General features: G+C 67.2%; 24 protein-coding genes. 14 read left to right on the top strand and 10 right to left on the bottom strand.

Translation table 11 applies throughout. The features are described 5' to 3' along the window. The first annotated feature begins 3 nt into the window (after nt 1-3). On the top strand, nt 4-417 hold the full coding sequence (locus tag JHW48_RS06840) for a VOC family protein (protein ID WP_119886052.1): 414 nt from the start codon (nt 4-6) through the stop codon (nt 415-417). Next, on the top strand, nt 414-1,097 hold the full coding sequence (locus JHW48_RS06835) for a fumarylacetoacetate hydrolase family protein (protein ID WP_119886053.1): 684 nt from the start codon (nt 414-416) through the stop codon (nt 1,095-1,097). Before JHW48_RS06840 ends, JHW48_RS06835 begins: the two co-directional genes overlap by 4 nt. A gap of 6 nt (nt 1,098-1,103) precedes the next feature. On the opposite strand, the gene thyX is transcribed toward JHW48_RS06835, so the two are convergent. After that, the gene (gene thyX / locus JHW48_RS06830) at nt 1,104-2,009 is read right to left on the bottom strand and encodes an FAD-dependent thymidylate synthase (protein WP_119886054.1); all 906 of its coding nucleotides are present in this window, start codon (nt 2,007-2,009) and stop codon (nt 1,104-1,106) included. Between the two features lie 112 nt (nt 2,010-2,121). Here thyX and JHW48_RS06825 point away from each other — a divergent pair, with 112 nt between their 5' ends. Further along, a complete protein-coding gene (locus JHW48_RS06825) occupies nt 2,122-2,550 on the top strand; it encodes a VOC family protein (RefSeq protein ID WP_119886055.1) in 429 nt (142 codons plus the stop codon). 37 nt (nt 2,551-2,587) lie between these two features. Here the strand turns inward: JHW48_RS06825 and JHW48_RS06820 are convergent, their stop codons facing one another. The 3 genes from JHW48_RS06820 to JHW48_RS06810 form a co-directional block, all read right to left on the bottom strand. Further along, complete coding sequence (locus tag JHW48_RS06820) at nt 2,588-3,115, bottom strand: MarR family winged helix-turn-helix transcriptional regulator (protein ID WP_119886056.1); 528 nt, start codon at nt 3,113-3,115, stop codon at nt 2,588-2,590. Nucleotides 3,116-3,219: 104 nt separating this feature from the next. Beyond that, nucleotides 3,220-3,516, bottom strand: coding sequence for an FAD assembly factor SdhE (locus tag JHW48_RS06815; RefSeq protein WP_119886057.1), 297 nt, complete (start codon nt 3,514-3,516; stop codon nt 3,220-3,222). Continuing rightward, nucleotides 3,509-3,853 carry a helix-turn-helix domain-containing protein gene (locus JHW48_RS06810; RefSeq protein ID WP_170152277.1) on the bottom strand — a complete coding sequence of 115 codons (345 nt, stop codon included), beginning with the start codon at nt 3,851-3,853 and terminating at the stop codon, nt 3,509-3,511. Before JHW48_RS06810 ends, JHW48_RS06815 begins: the two co-directional genes overlap by 8 nt. Before the next feature lie 82 nt (nt 3,854-3,935). Here JHW48_RS06810 and JHW48_RS06805 point away from each other — a divergent pair, with 82 nt between their 5' ends. Further along, on the top strand, nt 3,936-5,138 hold the full coding sequence (locus tag JHW48_RS06805; protein WP_119886058.1) for a pyridoxal phosphate-dependent aminotransferase: 1,203 nt from the start codon (nt 3,936-3,938) through the stop codon (nt 5,136-5,138). Between the two features lie 54 nt (nt 5,139-5,192). Further along, nucleotides 5,193-5,573 carry a baeRF12 domain-containing protein gene (locus JHW48_RS06800; protein WP_119886059.1) on the top strand — a complete coding sequence of 127 codons (381 nt, stop codon included), beginning with the start codon at nt 5,193-5,195 and terminating at the stop codon, nt 5,571-5,573. A 209-nt stretch (nt 5,574-5,782) separates the two neighbouring features. Here JHW48_RS06800 and JHW48_RS06795 read toward each other — a convergent pair whose 3' ends face one another. Continuing rightward, nucleotides 5,783-6,565 (bottom strand): 3-hydroxybutyrate dehydrogenase, encoded by a 783-nt coding sequence (locus tag JHW48_RS06795; protein WP_119886060.1) that lies wholly within the window; start codon nt 6,563-6,565, stop codon nt 5,783-5,785. A gap of 272 nt (nt 6,566-6,837) precedes the next feature. Between JHW48_RS06795 and JHW48_RS06790 the strand changes: the two genes are divergently transcribed. Genes JHW48_RS06790 through JHW48_RS06780 form a run of 3 tightly spaced genes read left to right on the top strand, consistent with a single transcriptional unit; the run spans nt 6,838 to nt 9,163 of the window. Further along, nucleotides 6,838-8,694: an extracellular solute-binding protein gene (locus JHW48_RS06790; RefSeq protein ID WP_119886061.1), complete on the top strand. Its 1,857-nt coding sequence runs from the start codon at nt 6,838-6,840 to the stop codon at nt 8,692-8,694. Continuing rightward, complete coding sequence (locus JHW48_RS06785; RefSeq protein ID WP_272835825.1) at nt 8,694-8,825, top strand: hypothetical protein; 132 nt, start codon at nt 8,694-8,696, stop codon at nt 8,823-8,825. The genes JHW48_RS06790 and JHW48_RS06785 overlap by 1 nt, the downstream gene beginning before the upstream one ends. Then, on the top strand, nt 8,825-9,163 hold the full coding sequence (locus JHW48_RS06780) for a hypothetical protein (RefSeq protein ID WP_119886062.1): 339 nt from the start codon (nt 8,825-8,827) through the stop codon (nt 9,161-9,163). The genes JHW48_RS06785 and JHW48_RS06780 overlap by 1 nt, the downstream gene beginning before the upstream one ends. A gap of 21 nt (nt 9,164-9,184) precedes the next feature. Here the strand turns inward: JHW48_RS06780 and JHW48_RS06775 are convergent, their stop codons facing one another. Further along, on the bottom strand, nt 9,185-10,351 hold the full coding sequence (locus tag JHW48_RS06775) for a BCCT family transporter (RefSeq protein ID WP_119886063.1): 1,167 nt from the start codon (nt 10,349-10,351) through the stop codon (nt 9,185-9,187). Nucleotides 10,352-10,614: 263 nt separating this feature from the next. On the opposite strand from JHW48_RS06775, the gene JHW48_RS06770 reads away from it, so the two are divergent. Continuing rightward, the gene (locus JHW48_RS06770) at nt 10,615-11,502 is read left to right on the top strand and encodes a cation diffusion facilitator family transporter (protein WP_119886064.1); all 888 of its coding nucleotides are present in this window, start codon (nt 10,615-10,617) and stop codon (nt 11,500-11,502) included. Here JHW48_RS06770 and xth read toward each other — a convergent pair. Then, nucleotides 11,499-12,284, bottom strand: a complete 786-nt coding sequence (gene xth, locus JHW48_RS06765) for an exodeoxyribonuclease III (RefSeq protein ID WP_119886065.1) — start codon at nt 12,282-12,284, stop codon at nt 11,499-11,501. The genes JHW48_RS06770 and xth overlap by 4 nt on opposite strands. Nucleotides 12,285-12,341: 57 nt before the next feature. On the opposite strand from xth, the gene JHW48_RS06760 reads away from it, so the two are divergent. Continuing rightward, nucleotides 12,342-12,878 carry a hypothetical protein gene (locus tag JHW48_RS06760; protein ID WP_119886066.1) on the top strand — a complete coding sequence of 179 codons (537 nt, stop codon included), beginning with the start codon at nt 12,342-12,344 and terminating at the stop codon, nt 12,876-12,878. On the opposite strand, the gene JHW48_RS06755 is transcribed toward JHW48_RS06760, so the two are convergent. Continuing rightward, nucleotides 12,875-13,198, bottom strand: a complete 324-nt coding sequence (locus JHW48_RS06755) for a HesB/IscA family protein (RefSeq protein ID WP_119886067.1) — start codon at nt 13,196-13,198, stop codon at nt 12,875-12,877. The two genes, JHW48_RS06760 and JHW48_RS06755, sit on opposite strands and share 4 nt — an antisense overlap. A gap of 75 nt (nt 13,199-13,273) precedes the next feature. Here JHW48_RS06755 and JHW48_RS06750 point away from each other — a divergent pair, with 75 nt between their 5' ends. The 3 genes from JHW48_RS06750 to JHW48_RS06740 are packed head-to-tail and all read left to right on the top strand — an operon-like array spanning nt 13,274 to nt 15,782. Beyond that, nucleotides 13,274-14,440: a deoxyguanosinetriphosphate triphosphohydrolase gene (locus JHW48_RS06750; RefSeq protein ID WP_119886068.1), complete on the top strand. Its 1,167-nt coding sequence runs from the start codon at nt 13,274-13,276 to the stop codon at nt 14,438-14,440. A gap of 59 nt (nt 14,441-14,499) precedes the next feature. Next, a complete protein-coding gene (locus JHW48_RS06745) occupies nt 14,500-14,922 on the top strand; it encodes an OsmC family protein (RefSeq protein WP_272835824.1) in 423 nt (140 codons plus the stop codon). After that, a complete protein-coding gene (locus JHW48_RS06740) occupies nt 14,922-15,782 on the top strand; it encodes a transglutaminase-like domain-containing protein (protein ID WP_119886069.1) in 861 nt (286 codons plus the stop codon). The genes JHW48_RS06745 and JHW48_RS06740 overlap by 1 nt, the downstream gene beginning before the upstream one ends. A 30-nt stretch (nt 15,783-15,812) precedes the next feature. On the opposite strand, the gene JHW48_RS06735 is transcribed toward JHW48_RS06740, so the two are convergent. Continuing rightward, entirely contained in the window at nt 15,813-17,408 is a 1,596-nt protein-coding gene (locus JHW48_RS06735) for a peptide chain release factor 3 (protein ID WP_119886070.1), read from the bottom strand. A gap of 126 nt (nt 17,409-17,534) precedes the next feature. Here JHW48_RS06735 and JHW48_RS06730 point away from each other — a divergent pair, with 126 nt between their 5' ends. Next, complete coding sequence (locus JHW48_RS06730; protein ID WP_119886071.1) at nt 17,535-18,947, top strand: hypothetical protein; 1,413 nt, start codon at nt 17,535-17,537, stop codon at nt 18,945-18,947. Here the strand turns inward: JHW48_RS06730 and JHW48_RS06725 are convergent. Further along, complete coding sequence (locus tag JHW48_RS06725; protein ID WP_119886072.1) at nt 18,944-20,608, bottom strand: formate--tetrahydrofolate ligase; 1,665 nt, start codon at nt 20,606-20,608, stop codon at nt 18,944-18,946. The genes JHW48_RS06730 and JHW48_RS06725 overlap by 4 nt on opposite strands. Nucleotide 20,609: the final 1 nt, after the last annotated feature.

Raw genomic sequence — 20,609 nt, 5'->3', positions numbered from 1 at the left:
CCCATGAGATCGCTGTTCCACCTTGCCATCCACGTCACCGACCTGGACGAGGCGCGCCGCTTCTACGGCCAGGTCCTGGGCTGCACCGAGGGGCGGTCGGCGCCGAGCTGGGTCGATTTCGACTTCTTCGGCCATCAGCTGTCGCTGCATCTGGGCACGCCCTTTCCCACCACCCGCACGGGCCGGGTCGGCGATCACATGGTGCTGATGCCGCATCTGGGCGCGGTGCTGCCCATGGCCGACTGGCATGCGCTGGCCGAACGGGTCCAGGCGCATGGCGTGGCCTTCGACATCCCGCCCCAGGTCCGGTTCGAGGGCCAGCCGGGCGAACAGCGCACAATGTTCTTCCTGGACCCCTGCGGAAACCCGATCGAGATCAAGGGTTTCGCCAGCGATGACGGAGTGTTCGCCGCATGATCCCGACCCAGCCCCCCGCCCCTTGGGTGCCCGTCCAAGACAGCGCCGAGCGGTTTTTCGTCCGCCGGATCTTCTGCGTGGGCCGCAACTATGCCGAGCACGCGCGCGAGATGGGCCATGATCCCGACCGCGAGCCGCCCTTCTTCTTCACCAAGCCCGCCGATGCGCTGCTGACCGGGGATGCGGATCTGGCCTATCCCCCCGCGACGCGGGATCTGCATTTCGAGGGCGAGCTGGTCCTGGCCTTGGGTGCGGGCGGGCGCGACATCGACCCCGCGGCGGCGCAGGCGCTGATCTGGGGGCATGCGGCGGGCAACGACCTGACGCGCCGCGACCTGCAGGCCCAGGCCAAGGCGGCGGGGCGGCCTTGGGACATGGCCAAGGGCTTTGACGGATCGGCGGTCTGTGGGGCGATCACGCGCGGATCGGCCATGCCGGGGGATGCGCGGCTGCAGGTCATGGTGAACGACACGCTGCGCCAGGATGCGCCGCTGTCGGCCATGATCTGGCCCGTGGCCGATATCATCGCGCATCTGTCGCGGCTGGTGACGCTGTGCGCGGGCGACCTGATCTATACCGGCACGCCCGCGGGTGTGGGCGCCCTGTCGCCAGGCGACACGGTCACCGTGCGCATCGACGGGCTGGAGCCGGTGCGGACCCGGATCACCACCCCAGCCTGAGGACGCTCAGCCCCAAATGTCCTGGAATTCGCGCCATTCGCGCGCGCCCATGCCGGAATTCTGCTGGGTCACGTCCTCGCCCGCCAAGCGGCGCTTGAGGGCGGCGACGCCTTGGGCCGACAGGCTGACCGCGTTCATGCGATAGTCCTGGAAGGCCGCGAAGGCCGCCGGGACCCAGGCCTGGGTGATGTCGCACATCAGGTCGGCATAGGCGCGGATCTCGTACTGGGCATGCGAATCGGCGCGCAGGCGCAGGAAATGCAGCAGGTTGTGCAGATCCACCTTCCAGTACCACTGGGTATAGATGTTGGCGGGCAGGTTCATCCGCGCCAGCTCGCGCGACAGGCCCTGCTGGCCCTCTTGGCTCAGCATCGATTCGTAGCTGTCATAGCTGCGCATCGCATCCTCGCGCAGCAGGTCGAGGACGCGCTGCGCCTCCTCGCCCTGCAGGACCTCGCCGCGGCCCTGGTTGTTCTGGGACGATTGCGCCGCCAGATGCTCGGGCGCGGGGATGTAGAATTCCCGGTCCAGGATCGAATAACGGGCGGAATATTCGTTCACATTGGCGGTGCGGTGGCGGATCCACTGGCGCGCCACGAAGACCGGCAGCTTGACGTGGAACTTGACCTCGCACATCTCGAAGGGGGTCGAATGCCAATGCCGCATCAGATAGCGGATCAGGCCCTCGTCGTTCTGGACCGACTTGGTCCCCTTGCCATAGCTGACCCGCGCCGCCTGGCAGATCGCCGCATCGTCGCCCATATAGTCGATGACCCGCACCAGCCCGTGATCCAGCACCTGATGGGCGACATAGAGGTGACGCTCCATCCCCTCGGACACGGCGCGCAGCGTCTGGCGCGGGCTCGCGCGCTGGCTGTCGATCTCGGCCTGCTGGTCGGGGGTGATGGGCATGGCGATCCTCGTGGCTTTTGCCATCCCTTTGACATGGCCGGTTGGCGCTTTCAACCGGCTTGCCCCGACGCGCGGCGCGTGCCAGCCTGACGGCCACCCGAAAGGAGATCCCATGAACATCCGCTATCTGCATACGATGGTCCGCGTGAAGGACCTGGACAAGACGATGGAGTTCTTCCGCCTGCTGGGCCTGGAGGAGACCCGGCGCATCGACAATGACAAGGGCCGCTTCAGCTTGGTCTTCATGGCGCCCCCGGGCCAGCCGGAATGCCCGGTCGAACTGACCCATAACTGGGACGGCGACGAAGGCCTGCCCTCGGACAGCCGCCATTTCGGCCACCTGGCCTATCGCGTCGGCAATATCTACGACTTGTGCCAGCGCCTGCAGGATGCCGGCGTGACGATCAACCGCCCCCCGCGGGACGGGCACATGGCCTTCGTGCGCAGCCCCGACAACGTGTCCATCGAGCTGCTGCAGGAGGGCGACGCCCTGCCCCCGCAGGAGCCTTGGGCCAGCATGGAGAATACGGGCCACTGGTAAGGCCCCGCATCCCGGCCCCACGGGGCCGGGAGATGCGTCAGTAGATGTAGCGGATCTGTTCCGTCCAGAACCGTTCGATCCGCCGCGATTGCAGGTTGACCTGATCCAGCGGCGGATCCTCCAGCACGCCGGAGCTGGCCAGCCCCTGGGCGTGGCGGATGAACAGCTGGCGCACCATCTCGCGCACGGCCTGGCCCTCGGGCGTCAAGCGGACCCGGACCGACCGGCGGTCCATGTCGCAGCGTTCGTGATGGACATAGCCCATCGTCACCAGCTTCTTCAGGTTGTAGCTGACATTCGACCCCTGATACATGCCGCGCGAGCGCAGCTCGCCCGCCGAAACCTCGGCCTCGCCCAGGTTGTAGAGGATCATGGCCTGCACGGGCGTCAGGTCGCCCTTGTGCAGCCGTTCGAATTCATCCTTGACCAGATCCAGCATCAGCCGGTGCATCCGTTCCAGAATCTGCAGCGATTCCAGATAGGCGTCGGTCATGTCGGTCAGGGCCAGATCCTGCAGATGCGGATCGAGGGTCCGGTCGGGGTCACGTGGTGCAGGGGCAAACATGGCGTCGGGATGTCCTGTCCTGTTCTTCATGGGTCAACCATGACAGGCAAAAGACAATGCGCGGTTAACTGCGTGACAGTGCCCGATCCGTTTTGCCGAAAATTTTAGCGACCTGCCGAAAACCGCGTCGCGGCATGGGCGGCGATCCGGTCCAGCATCGGATCCAGCAGGTCCGGCGCCGGGCGCGTGGGCGCGTCGCCGCCGATCCGGTCGGTCACCCACAGATAAAGGTCCTGGTCGTTTTCCCCCAGCAGGCGTTCATAAAGGTCCAGCTGGTCGCCCGGCAGATCCGCCAGACAGTCATCGGCGAAATGGCCCAGGATCAGGTCCATCTCCTTCATTCCGCGCCGCCAGCTGCGCATGTGCAGGCGCTTCAGGCGGTTCTCGGGCAGCTCAACCATGGTTCAGGACCTCTTCCAGGCGTTCGACGCGGGCGGCGGCCTCGGCCAGAAGGCGGCGCAGCTCGGCCAGCTCGGCGCGCAGCGCGGCGGTGGCGCTGTCGTCTTTCGGGCCCCGCCCCTGCCCCGTCAACAGCCAAACCGCCGAGACCCCGGTCACCGTGGCGATCCGCCCCATCAGGCTGGCCGTGGGTTCGGCCTGGTCGACCTCCCACCCCTCCAGCGTCTCGGGGCGCAGGCCCAGGGTTTCGGCCATGGCGGCGATGTCGAGTCCCGCGGCCTCGCGCGCGGCGGTCAGGCGGTCGCCCAAGGTGGCCATCGGCTCGGCATAGATGTCCATCGCGTCTCTCGTGCTTGTGAGGCCGTGGCCGGCAGCGTATGCCAAGCGGGCCGACAGTTCAAACCGACAGCAGAGGTGCCCCATGGCGTTCCTTTCCGACCGGCTGGCCCGGGTCAAGCCCTCGCCCACCATCGCCATGACCACCCGCGCGGCCGAGCTGCGCGCCCAGGGGCGCGACATCATCGGCCTGTCCGCGGGCGAGCCCGATTTCGACACGCCCGCCCATATCCGCGACGCCGCCAAGGCCGCGATCGACGCGGGCCATACGCGCTATACCGCGGTGGACGGCACGCCGTCGCTGAAACGCGCCATCGTCGCCAAGTTCGCGCGCGAGAACGGGCTGGATTATCACCCCGGCCAGATCACCGTGGGCACGGGCGGCAAGCAGATCCTGTTCAACGCCTTCATGGCCACGCTGGACGAGGGCGACGAGGTGATCGTGCCCGCCCCATACTGGGTCAGCTATCCCGACATGGTGGTTCTGGCCGGGGGGCGCCCGGTCACCGTCGCCTGCGGCCAGGACCAGGGGTTCCGGCTGACGGCAGAGGCGCTGCGGGACGCGATCACGCCCCGGACCAAGTGGCTGATCCTCAATTCGCCCTCGAACCCGTCCGGGGCGGGCTATGACCGCGACCAGATGCGGGCGCTGACCGATGTGCTGCTGGACCATCCGCAGGTGCGGGTGCTGACCGACGACATCTATGAACACCTGGTCTTCGACGATTTCCGCTTCTGCACCCCGGCCGAGGTCGAGCCGCGGCTGAAGGACCGGGTGCTGACCATGAACGGGGTCAGCAAATCCTATGCGATGACCGGCTGGCGCATCGGCTATGGTGCGGGCCCCGAGGATCTGATCCGGGCCATGGCCAAGGTCCAGTCGCAATCCACCTCGAACCCCTGCTCGGTCAGCCAATACGCGGCCGAGGCGGCGCTGAACGGGCCGCAGGACTATATCCGCGACAGCCGCGCCGTGTTCCAGCGCCGCCGCGACCTGGTGGTGGCGGGGCTGAACGCCTGTCCGGGGCTGGATTGCCCGGTGCCGCAGGGGGCGTTCTATGTCTATCCCTCGATGGCGGGGCTGATCGGGCGCCGCAGCGCGGGCGGCGCCCTGATCGACGGGGACGAGGCCTTCGCCAATGCCCTGCTGGACGAGACGGGCGTCGCGGTGGTCTTTGGCGCGGCCTTCGGGCTCAGCCCGCATTTCCGCATCAGCTATGCGACATCCGATGCGGTGCTGGCCGATGCGGTGGCGCGGATCCGCGCCTTCTGCGAGGGCTGCAACTGACCCCTGCCGGCCCGCGTTGGTCCCCCATCGAGCCAACGAGAGAAGGAGCTGACCATGCTGCCCCACAACACCGTGGTGGTCGTCGCCGACGGACATTCCGCGACGATCTTTCGCAACAGCGCCAAGCATGGGCTGGAACTGACCGAGGCCCAGAAGGTCACCCCCGCCAGCCTGTCCGAGGGGCCGAATGCCAAGCTGGACGAGATCTCGCCCCGCGACGAGGAGGAGGCCGCCTTCGCGGTCGATCTGGCCAAGCATCTGAACACGATGGTCCTGCGGAACAAGGTCGACGACATCGCGATCATCGCCGATCCGTCCACCTTGGGCGTGATGCGCAAGCATTACCACAAGGAGCTGCAGATGCGCCTGCGAAAGGAGCTGGCCAAGACCCTGACCAATTCCGACATCCCGTCGATCCAGGCCGCTCTGGCCTGATCCGTCACGGGACTTGAAACGAAGGACGCCGCGGCGATGCGGGGCGTCCTTTTTGCATCAAAAGATGCCGATCAGGTACAGGATGATGATCACGACGACCGGAACCCCCATGAACCACGCTATCAGTCCCTTCATCACGTCTCTCCTATTTGTGAACTGAAGGGGCAACGCCCTGATGCGCCACGGGTTCCTGAACCCGCATGGTCATATCACAGCGCGGTCCAGCCGCCATCGACGCTGATCGTGGTCCCGGTGATCTGGGCGGCGGCGTCGCTGCACAGGAAGACGGCCGTGTCGCCCAGCTGGTCGGTCGTGGCGAATTCCTTGGACGGCTGGCGTTCCAGCAGCACCTTCTCGATCACCTCGTCGCGGCCCATGCCGTATTTCTCCATCGTGTCGGGGATCTGGGATTCGACCAGCGGGGTCAGCACATAGCCCGGACAGATGGCATTGGCGGTGATCGGCTCGCGCGCGGTCTCCAGCCCCGTGACCTTGGTCAGGCCGACGATGCCGTGCTTGGCCGCGACATAGGCGGATTTGTAGGCGCTGGCCGTCAGCCCATGGGCCGATGCGATGTTGATGACCCGGCCCCAGCCCGCCTTGCGCATCAGGGGCAGCGCCGCCGCCGTGGTGTGAAAGGCCGAGGACATGTTGATCGCGATGATCGCGTCCCATTTATCCGCCGGGAAATCGGGGATGGCGGCCACATGCTGGATGCCCGCATTGTTCACCAGGATGTCGCAGGCCCCCGCATCGGCGATCAGCTGGCGGCAGGCATCGCCCTTGGACATGTCGGCCGCGATGTAGCGGGCGGTGACGCCGTGATCGCGGCCCAGCTTCTCGGCCAGCTGGTGATCCTCGTCGCGGTCGGTGAAGCTGTTCAGCACGACATCGGCGCCCGCGCGGGCCAGCCGTTCGGCAACCCCCAGCCCGATGCCGGAATTCGACCCGGTGATGACGGCGGTCTTGCCCTTCAGGAATGTCTCGAACATCGGCTGCTCCCTCGATCTGTCCTCAGACCCCGTCAACGCATGGCGCGCAGGGCCGGTTTCGCAGGCGCAGCATCAGGAAAAAAAGGCGCCCGCACAAAGCGGGCGCTAAGTCATGAGGCAGGTTTCATACAGGCAAGAAACCTATCGAGCAGTGACTTATTTATACGCGAGGAACCGCCCGAGTCCAACACCCATCTTCCGGGCTTGGTTGACGCAGGGCCGCCAAGCCTGTTGTTATCCAAGGCAAACAAGAAACGGACAGGCGGCAGGCGATGCGAATCTTCGAAAACCTTAACAAATGCGCGATCAGGCGAACAAATCTGCGTTTGCTGATGCTGGCGGCCGGTGTTGCAGCAATGCCGCTGGCAAGCCTTGCCGAACCGGCCCATGGCATTGCAATCTATGGAGAACCCGCCCTGCCGCAGGGCTTCGACCACCTGCCCTATGCCAATCCCGACGCCCCCAAGGGCGGCACGATTCGCATGGCCGAGCCGGGCGGCTTCGATTCGCTGAAGCCCTGGATCCTCAAGGGCAACCCCGCTTGGGGCGTGGGCGTGCATGTCACCGAATCGCTGATGATGCGGTCCATCGACGAGCCCTTCACCCTTTACGGCCTGCTGGCCGAGACGGTCGAGGTCGCGCCCGACGACACATGGGTGGAATTCACCCTGCACCCGCAGGCGCGGTTCTCCGATGGCAGCGCGGTGACGCTGGATGACGTGATCTGGTCCTTCCAGACGCTCGGGACGCAGGGGCATCCGCGTTATCTGGGGGCCTGGTCGCGGGTCGCCGCGATCGAGCCCGTGGGCGAACGCGGCCTGCGCCTGACCTTCACCGAGCCCGACCGCGAGATGCCGCTGCTGATGGGGCTGCGCCCGATCCTGCAGAAGTCCCAGTGGGAGGGGCGCGATTTCACCGAATCCAGCCTGGAGCCGCCGGTCGGCACCGGCCCCTATGTCGTGGACCGGGTCGATCCGGGCCGCTCGATCAGCTTTCGCCGCAATCCCGACTATTGGGCGCGCGACCTGCCGATCACGGCGGGGCTGCATAACCTAGACGTGATCCGATACGATTACTTCGGCGATGCGAATGCCATGTTCGAGGCCTTCAAGGCCGGCGAGGTCACCGTCTGGCGCGAGCTTTCGGCCCAGAAATGGGCCGGCGAATACAACTGGCCCCAAGCCCAGCAGGGCGCGATCGTCCAGTCCGAGATCCCGCATCAGCGCCCATCGGGGATCATGGGGCTGGTGATGAACGGCCGCAACCCGATCTTCGACGACTGGCGCGTGCGGCAGGCGATGATCGAGATGTTCAACTTCCGCTTCATCAACCAGACGCTGAACGGGGGCGTGGACCCGCGTATCACGTCCTATTTTTCGAATTCCGACCTGGCGATGGGGGATGGTCCCGCGACGGGCCGGGTGGCCGAGCTGCTGGAACCCTTCGCCGATGACCTGCCGCCCGGGGCGCTGGACGGATATGCCCTGCCCGAGGGATCCGACCGGGCCATGGACCGCGCGGGCCTGCGTCGCGCCGCCACCCTCATGGAGGAGGCCGGCTGGACCGTCCAGGACGGCCAGATGCGCGACGCCGAGGGCCGCCCCTTCGCCTTCGAGATCCTGCTGAACCAGAACGGCACCGCCCTGCGCACCGGGTCCGAGACCCAGCAGATGGTCAACATCTTCGTCGAGGCGCTGCGCCCCTTGGGCATCACCCCGCGCGTCACGCTGCTGGATGCGGCGCAATATGTCGAACGCACCAATAACTACCAGTTCGACATGACCTGGTATGAACGCGCCCTGTCGCTGTCGCCGGGCAGCGAACAGCGGCTCTATTGGGGGCGCGCGGGGGTGACGGAGCCGGGCACCCGCAACTGGATGGGCATGGACAGCCCCGCGGCCGAGGCGATGATCGACCGCATGGTCGAGGCCGACAGCGCCGAGGAATTCACCGCCGCCGTGCAGGCGCTGGACCGGATCCTGATGGCGGGGCGGCATGTCATCCCGGTCGGCTTCTCGCCGATCTCGCGTCTGGCCCATGCGGCCGATCTGAAATTCCCCGACCGGATCCCCGTCTATGGGGACTGGCCGGGCTTTTTGCCCGAAGTCTGGTGGCAGGAGACGAACTGATGCGCATGTTCTGGGTTACGGTCATGGCCTGCGGATTGCTGGCCGGATGCAACACCGTCGCCGGCGTCGGCGAGGACATAACGGGGGCGGCGCGCTGGTTCCAGGGCAGCCTTCCCACAGGAGGTTACTGATGAAATGGCACCATGTTCAGGAAAACTGGCCGGCCTTCTACGAAGCGATCATCGAGAAATGGCCCGAGGCGGATGAGACCGATCTGGACGAGATCGACGGCGACCAGCGCGCCTTCATCACCTATCTGGCCGAGGTGACGGGCCAGGAGACCGACGAGATCCGCGAGGAGCTGCGCGAATGGCTGGTGGGCGAGATCCCCTCGGACGTCGTCATGGACCCCGTCCATGACAACCATTCGATCGCGCTGAGCAGCAAGTTCGTCAAAGAGGGCGAGGATGAATTCGCCGATGACGCCCGCTTCGGCGACGATGGCGACAACCGCCCGAACGACGACTGACGTCCGGGCGGTCGCGACCCGTCACCCCTTGGGGGTGGCGGGCCGGGTCCCGATGCCGTCCAGCGCCCCGATGCGCCGCACCATCATCAGATAGATCACGCCATAAAGGCCCGCGACCACCAGCCCCACCCACTGGATCTCGAACGGGGTGAAAAAAAAGGCCCCGACCAGCCCCAGCTGCAGCAGGAAATGCAGCGGATAATAGCGCCGGTCGCCCAAGCCCTCGCGCGTCCAGCCCAGGTTCGCGGAATAGAGCCGGATCAGGCTGTCCAGCGAATTGATGACGAAGACGATCCCCACCGCGATCATGAACCAGTTCAGCCAGGCCGGGATGACCACGCCCCCCTGGTGATAGACGAAGAGCACGCTGAACCACAGGCCCAGGGGAATGGCCGGCAGCGCGACCATCGCGACGGCCAACTGCCAGACCCGCATGCCGCCCACGAAGCGCGCCACGAACTGGCCGATCATGATCGACCATGCGAACCACCAGAACAGGTAGAATTCGTGGTAATCCGCGATCGGCACCGCAAAGCGCGGCAGATGTGCAAAGTAATCCGACAGCAGCACGACATTGCCGAAGAAATCCGATAGATCGACCCGGCTGTAGACAAAGGCGATCATCGCCAGCGCGGTGAAGGCCAGCATCCCGAAGCCATAGCTGGACAGGATCGCCAGCCATTTCATCACCGCCATGTTCCCCGAGGACACGACCGCCGTGGCGATCACCACCAGCACCAGCCCCCAGACCGCGCCCTGCGGCAGGTCGGGCGCATAGGTCGGCAGGTTGGTCATGAACAGATAGCAGGTGAAGGAACAGGTCGCGATGACCGTCAGGTTGTAGACCCATTTCACCACCGGCACCTGGAACAGCTGCAGCCGCGGCTCGATGGCGATGAAATAGAAGGTGGCCACGAAATACATCAGCCAGACCAAGGGGCCCCACATGCCGAACTCGATCGCCAAGGCATTGGTGAAGCCGAAGGCCGGGTCCTCCTCGTAGATCGGGAATTCCGCCAGGGGCAGCATGACCAGGCCCATGTCCAGCCCGGCGGTGAACAGCAGCGCGATCAGGGTGAACAGGCCGACGGGCTCTTCGCCCTGCAGCCGCAGACGGGGCCAGCGGATCAGGACGAACAGCGCGCAGGCCAGCACGCTCAGATAGGCGACGGTGATGATCGGCGTCATGGGCGATCCTTGCTTAGGGGTCCGAACGATATATCGGGCGCCGCACGCCATCGGACCCGCGCAAGGATGGACCCCTGCTGCGCCGCAGCGAATATCGCGGCAACCGATGCCGTCCGTTTCTTTGATCCATGAAGCATGCCGTTAATTGATCGGTCAGTCAATCATGTTTTTGCCCGCCCCCCGCGACCCGGCTTGGCAAGGCGCGCGGATTCTGCCAGATGCTCTGCGGACACGGTTTGCAGTTCGCTGGAAGGGACCCGCCTGTGTCAAGCACGATGAAGATCGCGATGGGCAGCATCCTGGTGGGACTGCTGGTCCTGTCGCTGAAGACCCTGGCCTGGATGCTGACGGGATCGGTCGCGCTGCTGTCGGACGCGCTGGAAAGCATCGTCAACGTCGCCACCGCCATCGCCGCGCTGATCGCCATCCGCGTCGCGCAGCGGCCCGCCGACCACGCCCATCCCTATGGCCATCACAAGGCGGAATTCTTCAGCGCCGTGCTGGAGGGGGTGCTGATCATCGTCGCGGCCCTGCTGATCATGCGCGAGGCCTGGCACGCCTTCCAGTCGCCGCGGGTGATCGAACAGGCGGGCCTGGGTCTGGCGATCAACGCGGTGGCGGGGGCGGTGAACGCGGTCTGGTGCTGGGTGCTGATCCGGCAGGGGCGGCGGCTGCGATCGCCCGCGCTGGTGGCGGATGGCAAACACCTGCTGACGGACGTGATCTCCTCGGGCGGGGTGCTGATCGGGGTCGGGCTGGCGGTGACCACGGGCTGGGCGGTGCTGGACCCGGCGCTGGCCATGCTGGTCGCGGTGAACATCCTGTGGTCGGGCTGGAAGGTCATCGCCTCGTCCCTGTCGGGCCTGATGGACGAGGCCGTGCCAGACCGCACCCTGGCCGACATCCGCAGCATCATCGCCGACAAGGCCAATGGCGCGATCGAGGCGCATGACCTGCGCACCCGTCATGCGGGGGCGGTGACCTTCATCGACTTTCACCTGGTGGTGGACGGCCAGACCACCGTGTCGCGCGCCCATGAGATCTGCGACCGGATCGAGGCCAGCCTGAAGGCCCGCCTGCCCGATGCCCAGATCACCATCCATGTCGAACCCGAACACAAGGCCAAGCATTCGGGCGTGCTGGTGATCTAGGCCGCCAGGCGCACCCAGACCGGGACGTGATCGCTCGGCTTTTCGCCGGCGCGGGCGTCGCGGTCCACCCCCGCCTCGACCATCAGATCGGCGGCCTGGGGCGACAGCATCAGATGGTCGATGCGGATGCCGTTATCCTTGTCCCATGCCCCCGCCTGGTAATCCCAGAAGGTGAAGGGCCCGCGCCTCCCCCAAGGGTCGCGGATGCGCAGCGCGTCGGTCCAGCCCTGGTTCGCGATGGCGCGAAAGGCCGCGCGGCTCTGCGGCAGGAACAGCGCGTCATCGGTCCAGACCTCGGGGCGGGCGGCGTCGCGGGCCTCGGGGATGATGTTGTAATCACCCAGCATCACGACCGGCATCTCGGTCGCCAGCAGGTCCAGCGCGCGCAGGCGCAGCCGTTCCATCCAAGCCAGCTTGTAGTCGTATTTCGGCCCCGGCACCGGGTTGCCGTTGGGCAGATACAGCCCCGCGATGCGCACCGCGCGGCTGCCCACGACCGTCGCCTCGATATAGCGGGCCTGTTCGTCGGCATCGTCGCCGGGCAGGCCGCGGGTCACGTCCTCCAGGGGCATGCGCGACAGGATGGCGACGCCGTTGAAGCCCTTCTGGCCATGGGTTTCGACCTGCCAGCCCAGATCCTCGAAATGGCTGCGGGGAAAGCCTTCGTCCACGGACTTGATTTCCTGCAGCACGACCAGATCGGCATCGGTCGCCGCCAGCCAGTCGGTCAGCGCCTGGATCCGGGCCTTGATGCCGTTGATGTTGAAGCTTGCGATTTTCATGGGCGCATCTTTATCGCGCCCCCCGCGTTTGGCAACCTGAACCGACCGGAGACGGGAATGATCCGCAGCCTGATCGCGATCCTGGCCCTGACGGGCGCGGCCTGGGCCGCCGAGCGCCCGCCGACGGGCCTTCTGGCACGCCAAGGCCCCCTGCCCGCGACCATCCCGTTGCAAATCGCGGCCCCCGAGGGGCGCGACTATGCGGTGCTGCTGGGCGATCCCGGTGATCCGGTGCTGGCGGGCTATCTGCGGGGCGGAGAGGTTCTGCGCCTGCTGGCCCCGCCGGGCGATCACGCGCTGAGCGTCGCGGCCGGCCCGCCCGATGCGTGGCGCGGGCTGCCCGATCTCTTCGGCGACGGGGCACGGACCCTGCCAGACCGGATCGCCCTGCGGATCGCGGGCGACCGCCGCGAGGGCCAGGCCCTGACCCTGTCGGATGGTGACGGCGGCCTGCGCATCACCGACCGCGAAGGCCGCGTCCTGTGCCAGATCGCCGAATGGACCGGCGAGGTTCGCACCCTGCCCACCCCCGGCGGCCTGGGTCTGCGGGTCATCGAAGGGGAGCTGTCGGTCCGCAGCCGCCCCTGCGACTAGATGGAAAAGCTGGTGCCGCAACCGCAGCTGGCGGTCGCGTTGGGGTTCTCGATCACGAAGCGCGCGCCGATCAGCTCGTCGGTGAAATCGATCACCGCCCCCGCCAGATAGGGCAGCGAGACCGGATCGACCACGACCTGCTGGCCCCCGCCCTCCAGCACCAGATCGTCGGGTTCGGGCGCATCCAGCCGGATGTCGTATTGGAACCCCGAACAGCCGCCCCCCGCCACGGCGACGCGCAGGGCTGCGGGGGCCTTGCCCTCGTTGATCTGCGCCAGGCGGTCAAAGGCGCGTTCGGTGACTTTCGGCGGCAGGTTCATGGGGCGTTCCCGTTTTCGTCTGGACCCCTGAAATATAGGGTTCCCGGCAACGACCCGCAAGGAAGGCCGCCCCCCGTGACCGCATTCGCGCCCTATGCCTGCCACCCCGCCGACAGCCGCGGCCGTCTGCATCCCGAAAGCCTGTCCACGTTTCGATCGCCCTGGCAGCGTGACCGCGACCGGATCATCCATTCCAGCGCCTTCCGCCGGCTGAAGCACAAGACCCAGGTCTTCGTCGAACATGGCGGCGACGCCTATCGCGGCGATTACTTCCGCACCCGCCTGACCCATACGATCGAGGTCGCCCAGGTCGCCCGCACCATCGCCGGCGCCTTGGGCCTGAACGCCGATCTGGCCGAGACGGTGGCCTTGGCCCATGACCTGGGCCACCCCCCCTTCGGCCATACGGGCGAGGACGCCCTGGCCGCGCTGATGGCCCCCTATGGCGGCTTCGACCACAATGCCCAGGCCCTGCGCATCGTGACGCGGCTGGAACGTCACTACGCCGATTTCGACGGGCTGAACCTGACCTGGGAAAGCCTGGAGGGGATCGCCAAGCATAATGGCCCCATCACCGGCGACCTGCCCTATGCGCTGGCCCAGGTGAACGATCTGTGGGACCTGGAGCTGCATACCAATGCCAGCGCCGAGGCGCAGGTGGCCGCTGTGGCCGATGACGTGGCCTATAACCATCACGACCTGCATGACGGTCTGCGCGCGGGTCTTTTCACCGAGGCCGAGCTGGCCGACCTGCCCGTGATCGGCCCGGCCTTCGCCGAGGTCGACCGCCGCTATCCCGATCTGGACCCCACGCGGCGGCGCTACGAGGCGCTGCGCCGGGTCTTCGGCGTCATGGTCGAGGACGTGATCGCCGTCGCCCAGAACCGCCTGGCCGCGCTGCAGCCGCAATCGGTCCATGACATCCGCGCGATGGACGGCCCGATCATCCGCTTTTCCAAGCCGCTTTATCAGAACATCAAGGCGATCAAGTCCTTCCTGTTCCAGCGCATGTATCGCGCCCCTTCGGTCGTCACCGAACGCACCCATGTCACCCGCATGGTGAACGAGCTGTTCCCGACCTATCTGGACGATCCCCGCACCCTGCCCGACCAGTGGCAGGGCGCGGCCTTGGCCCTGAACGATCAGACCGAACGGGCGCGGCTGGTGCTGGATTACGTGGCGGGGATGACCGATCGCTATGCCATTTCCGAACACCTTCGTCTGATCGGCGGGCGCGGCTGAACCCGGATCGCGGTCCTGGCGTTGATGGGGCTGAACCCAGTCAATGCAAGGATCGCATCATGATTACCCGCACCGGATCGGCCAAGTGGAATGGTGGCCTGAAGGACGGCAAGGGCGAGGTTTCGACCAAGTCCGGCGCGCTCAGCGCGCAGCCCTACGGCTTCAACACCCGCTTCGAGGACAAGGCCGGCACCAATCCGGAGGAGCTGATCGGCGCGGCCCATGCGTCCTGCTTCTCGATGGCGCTGGCGATGATGCTGGAACAGGAAGGCATCTCGGGCGTGTCGATCGAGACGAAATCCGACATCTCGATGGACAAGGAAGGCGAGGGCTTTGCCGTCAAGAAGGCGCATCTGACCACCACGATCACCGCCGATGGCGACAAGGCCAAGATCGAGGAGATCGCCCAGAAGGCCAAGGACGGCTGCCCGATCAGCAAGCTGCTGAACGCGGAAATCACCATGGATGCCAGCGTGGCGTGATGCGAGTCAGGATCGGTTACGAATTCGGGATACGGGTCCCGCAGGATACCCCGCTGATACTGATGGTCACCCCGGAGGAGACCCGGCACCGCGACTTCGTCGCGCCCGAGCAGGTCGTGACCGATCCCACCGTCGCGGTGCGCAAGTTCCGCGACCGTTACGGCAATATCTGCCAGCGCCTCGTGGCGCCGGCGGGCGATTTCACCTTGGGCGCGCATGCCATCGTGCGCGACCATGGCGAATGGGACGAGGTCGATGCCGATGCGCGCGAGATGCCCATCGAGGATCTGCCGGACGAGGTGATGACCTTCCTGGCCGCTTCGCGCTATGTCGAAAGCGACGTGATGGCGCCCGAGGCCTGGCGGCTCTTCGGTCATGTCGAACCGGGCTGGCGCCGCGTGCAGGCGGTGCTGGATCACGGGCACCAGGTGCTGCGTTTCGATTACGGCACCGCATCCTCGTCGCGCACCGCGTTGGATGCCAGCAAGGGCGGCACCGGCGTCTGCCGCGACTTCGCGCATCTGGCGCTGGCCTATCTGCGCGGGCTGAACATCCCGGCGCGCTACGTGAACGGCTATGTCGGCGATATCGGCGTGCCGGCGGTGGATGCGCCCATGGATTTCGCCGCCTGGATCGAGGTTTGGCTGTCGGATCGCTGGTGGACCTTTGACCCGCGCAACAACGAACGCCGCCTCGGACGGGTCGTGATCGCGCGTGGCCATGACGCGGCGGATGTGCCGATGCTCAGCAGCTTCGGGCCGCATAAACTGACGCGGTTCCAGGTCTGGTGCCACCCCGTCGATGACGACGGCAACGAGCTGCCGGGCATGGATTTCGCCCCCCAGCCCGCCCGCGCCTGACGGAACGGCCCGCCTTTCGGCGGGCCTTCCTCAGACCATCATCTCTTTCGTGGCGGTCAGCTTCAGCTCCGGATGGTCGCGCATCACCCGGTCGATGTCCCATTGCAGACGCGTCAGGAACACCATGTCGCCGTCATGGTCATGCGCCATGTGCTGTTTGTTCGTGTTGGCAAAGGCATCGACCTTGTCCTTCGGGCCGCTGACCCACCGCGCGCTGGTGAACTGGCTGCCCTCGAAACGGACGGGGATGCCGTATTCCAGCTCGATCCGGCTGGCCAGCACCTCGAATTGCAGCGCGCCCACGACCCCAACGATGAAGCCCGAGCCGATGGCGGGCTTGAAGACCTTGGCGGCGCCCTCCTCGGCGAACTGCATCAGCGCTTTTTCCAGATGCTTGGCCTTCATCGGATCGGTCGCGCGCACCAATTGCAGCAGTTCCGGCGCAAAGCTGGGAATGCCGGTGAAGCGCAGCGCCTCGCCCTCGGTCAGCGCGTCGCCGATGCGCAGCTGGCCGTGGTTCGGGATGCCGATGATGTCGCCCGCCCAGGCCTCCTCGGCCAGCTCGCGGTCGGCGGCCAGGAACAGGACCGGGTTCGACACCGTCATCGGCTTTTTCGACCGCACATGCACCATCTTCATGCCGCGCTCGAAATGCCCCGAGGCCAGGCGCACGAAGGCCACCCGGTCGCGGTGCTTGGGGTCCATGTTCGCCTGCACCTTGAAGACGAAACCGGTGACGGTCTTCTCCTCGGGGGCGATCTCGCGCTCGGCGCTGTTCTGGGGCTGGGGCGGGGGCCCGTATTCCGCGATGCCCTTCATCAGCTCCTGCACGCCGAAGCTGTTGATCGCGCTGCCGAACCAGATGGGGGTCATATGCCCCTCCAGGAAGGACCGGCGGTCGAAGGCGGGCAGCAGCTCGCGCGCCATCTCGACCTCCTCGCGCAGCTTGGCCAGCAGGTCCGCGGGGACATGCGCCTCCAGCTGCGGATCGTCCAGCCCCGCGATCTTGATCGATTCCGCGACCTTGTTGCGGTCGGCGCGGTCCATCAGCTCCAGCCGGTCATGCAGCATGTCATAGCAGCCGATGAATTCGCGGCCTACACCGATGGGCCAGCTGGCCGGGGCCACGTCGATGGCCAGGTTCTCCTGGATCTCGTCGATGATCTCGAAAGTGTCGCGGCTCTCGCGGTCCATCTTGTTGCAGAAGGTCAGGATCGGCAGGTCGCGCAGCCGGCAGACCTCGAACAGCTTGCGGGTCTGCGATTCGACCCCTTTCGCGCCGTCGATCACCATGATCGCCGCGTCCACCGCCGTCAGCGTGCGATAGGTATCCTCGGAAAAATCGCTGTGGCCCGGCGTGTCGACCAGATTGAAGCGATGTCCGTCAAAATCGAACGACATTGCCGAGGCCGAGACCGAGATGCCGCGATCCTGCTCCATCTTCATGAAGTCCGAGCGCGTGCGCCGCGCCTCGCCCTTGGCGCGGACCTGCCCCGCCATCTGGATCGCGCCGCCATAAAGCAGGAATTTCTCGGTCAGCGTGGTCTTGCCGGCGTCGGGATGCGAGATGATCGCAAAGGTCCGGCGGCGGGCGATTTCGGGCGGAAGATCGGGGCGGTTTGTCATGGCCCGGGCTTTAGCGCGCCCGCGCGTCCGGCGCAATTGCCGCGTGATCGCGCGAATTGTCGGCATCGCGCGCTTGATCCGCCGGGCGCGCGGCGCATCATCCGGGCCATGTGACAGAGGTGGCGGATGGACGGATCGCTGGACCAATTGATGCGGCTGTTGTCGAACAGGGGCCTGGAATGGATGCGCCAGCGCATCATGGCCCTGCCCGATCCCTGCCCGGTCGATCATCCCGACCTGGGCGCGCTGGCCATGGCGGGCCAGGTCGCGCCGGTGCTGACCGGGTTCCGGGGCCGCATCTCGCCCCTGGAGGTGATCGTCCAGCGCCGCCTGACGCGCGAACTGGTCCATCAGGGCGCAATGCGCCTGCTGGCGGGCGGCGGGCGGCCGGATCTGCTGCGGCTGATGCTGGCGGGGGGGCTGGTGGCGCGCGACGATCCCGCCTGGCAGATGGCCTGCCTGACCTTGGCCGAGGATCCTTCCATCCCCCTGCCCGCCCGGCTGGCCCTGTCCGCCGATCCCGGCCTGACCGCCTTGGCCGAGGATCTGCTGACCGTCATCCCGCCGGTGGTCACGCGCGATCACGTGACCTTGGTCTGCCAGACGCTGATGCAGCTGTTCCAGCACGGCGCGCAGCGGCCCCGCCTGTCGGGGGCACGGGCCTTTGCCGCGATCTTTCGCCACCTGACCCTGCTGGCCGAATGGGCGGAGCGGATGGGCTGCACCGCCTCGACGGCGCGGCTGGCCTTCTGCCTGCGGCTGCTGGACGGGGATCATTCGCTGTCCGACATGATGTGCGACCTGATCCAGACGCAGCGCCCCGACGGGTCCTTTCCGCACCGGCTGACCTTCGGCACCACGGATCAGGCCTTTTCCGACGGGGTCGAGCCGACGCTGACCGTCGCGATGCTGCTGCATATGGCCGCGTGGAAACGCTGGCGCGGCGCCGCCCCCGTCTGGCTGGAGCCCCAACCCCTGCGCGGCGCGCTGCGCCTGCTGGCCGGGCGGCTGGCGGCGCTGAGCCCCGATCCCGCGCTGGCCCTGCATCACGCGACCGCGCTGGCCCGCGCCACGGGCGAGAATCGGCTGGCGCGGCTCGGGGCGCCGCGGACGGCCGGGCCGGACCAAATCGCCGATCTGGCGCGTATCTGCTTTCGCGACCCCATCGCGGCGCGGCATCTGCGCGACTGGCTGGCCCTGCCCCGCCCGCCCCGCAGCCCCGGCATCGCGGGGGCCGAGGCCGCCTGGCTGGGCGGCGCGCCGGTCGCGATCCGGGGGCCGCTGCCCGATGCGCTGGCCGCGATCTGGGACCGGGCCGCGCGGCGCGGCGACCGGGCGGGGTTCCTGGCCTGCGCCCGGCTGGCCCTGCATCACGACGATGCCGTGCCCGGCCCCGCGATCCGTGCCATGACCCGGCGCATCGCGGCCGAGGCCTTGGCCCTGCCCGACGACGCCCCCGCGCTGATCCGGGCGGTCACCGACCTGGCCATGCTGGCCCAATTGATCGAGCCGCGCAGCCAGGCCCTGGCCGCGGCCTAGAACAACCCCTCGACCCGGCCCTCGTCATCCAGGCGGATCGTCTCGGCCGCCGGGTGGCGCGGCAGGCCGGGCATGGTCATGATCTGGCCGCAGATCGCCACGACAAACCCCGCCCCGGCATTCAGCCGCACCTCGCGCACGGGGATGACGTGACCCTCGGGCGCGCCGCGCAGGGCGGGATCAGTCGAAAAGCTGTATTGCGTCTTGGCGATGCAGACCGGCATCCGGCCATGGCCGGCCTTGTCCCATGCGGCCAGCTGGTCGCGGATGCCGGGCCCTGCCTCGACCGCGCCCGCGCGATAGATGCGGGTGCAGATCGTCTGGATCTTGTCCCAGAGCGGCATGTCATCGGGATAGAGCGGCGCGAACTGCCCGCCCGCCTCGGCCAGATCGACGACGGCGCGGGCCAGATCCTCGGCCCCCTCGCCGCCTTGGGCCCAGTGGCGGGCCAGGATCGCCTGGACCCCCTTGCCTGCGCAGTAATCGCGCAAGGCCGCGATCTCGGCATCGGTGTCGCCCGCGAAATGGTTGACCGCCACCACGACCGGCAGGCCGAAGGCGCGCAGGTTCTCGATATGGCGGCCCAGATTGGCGCAGCCCGCGGCGACGGCGGCGGGATCCTCGGTCCCCAGATCGGCCTTGGCGACGCCGCCATTCATCTTCAGCGCCCGGATGGTCGCCACCAGCACCACGGCCGATGGCGTCAACCCGCCGAGGCGGCACTTGATGTTGAGGAACTTCTCGGCCCCCAGATCGGCGCCGAAGCCCGCCTCGGTCACCACGTAATCCGACAGGCGCAGCGCGGCGTGCGTGGCGATCAGGCTGTTGCAGCCATGGGCGATATTGGCGAAGGGCCCGCCATGGACCAGGGCAGGGTTGTTCTCCAGCGTCTGGACCAGGTTCGGCTGCAGCGCGTCCTTCAGCAGGACGGTCATCGCGCCGTCCGCCTGCAGGTCGCGGGCGGTGACGGGGCGGCGGTCGCGCGTCTCGGCCACGATGATGCGCCCCAGACGGTCCTGCAGATCGGCCAGGTCGCGCGCCAGGCACAGGATCGCCATGACCTCGGAGGCCACGGTGATGTCGAACCCCGTCTGGCGCGAGAACCCGTTGGCCGGCCCGCCAAGCCCCACCACCGTATCGCGCAGCGCTCGGTCGTTCATGTCCATCACCCGCCGCCAGGTGATGCGGCGGGTGTCGATCTCCAGCGCGTTGCCCCAATGGATGTGGTTGTCGATCATCGCGGCCAGCAGGTTATGGGCCGAGGTGATCGCATGGAAATCGCCGGTGAAATGAAGGTTCATCTCCTCCATGGGCACGATCTGGGCGCGCCCGCCGCCGGCAGCCCCGCCCTTCATGCCGAAATTCGGCCCCAGGCTGGCCTCGCGGATGCAGATGGTGGCGCGCCGGCCGATGCGGTTCAGCGCATCGCCCAGACCCACGGTGGTGGTCGTCTTGCCCTCGCCCGCAGGCGTCGGGTTGATGGCGGTGACCAGGATCAGCCGCCCCTGCGGGCCGTCCAGCCCGGCCAGCGCGTCATGGGTGATCTTGGCCTTGTCATGGCCATAGGGCAGGATCTGGTCCGGCGTCAGGCCCAAGCGGGCGGCGATATCGGCGATGGGCCGCTTGGCTGCGGCCCGCGCGATCTGGATGTCGGTCTGCATG

The sequence above is a fragment of the Paracoccus aestuarii genome (assembly GCF_028553885.1).
GTDB lineage: Bacteria > Pseudomonadota > Alphaproteobacteria > Rhodobacterales > Rhodobacteraceae > Paracoccus > Paracoccus aestuarii.
Note: the sequence above shows the minus strand (reverse complement) of the source record. Positions and strands in the feature narration are given on the sequence as shown.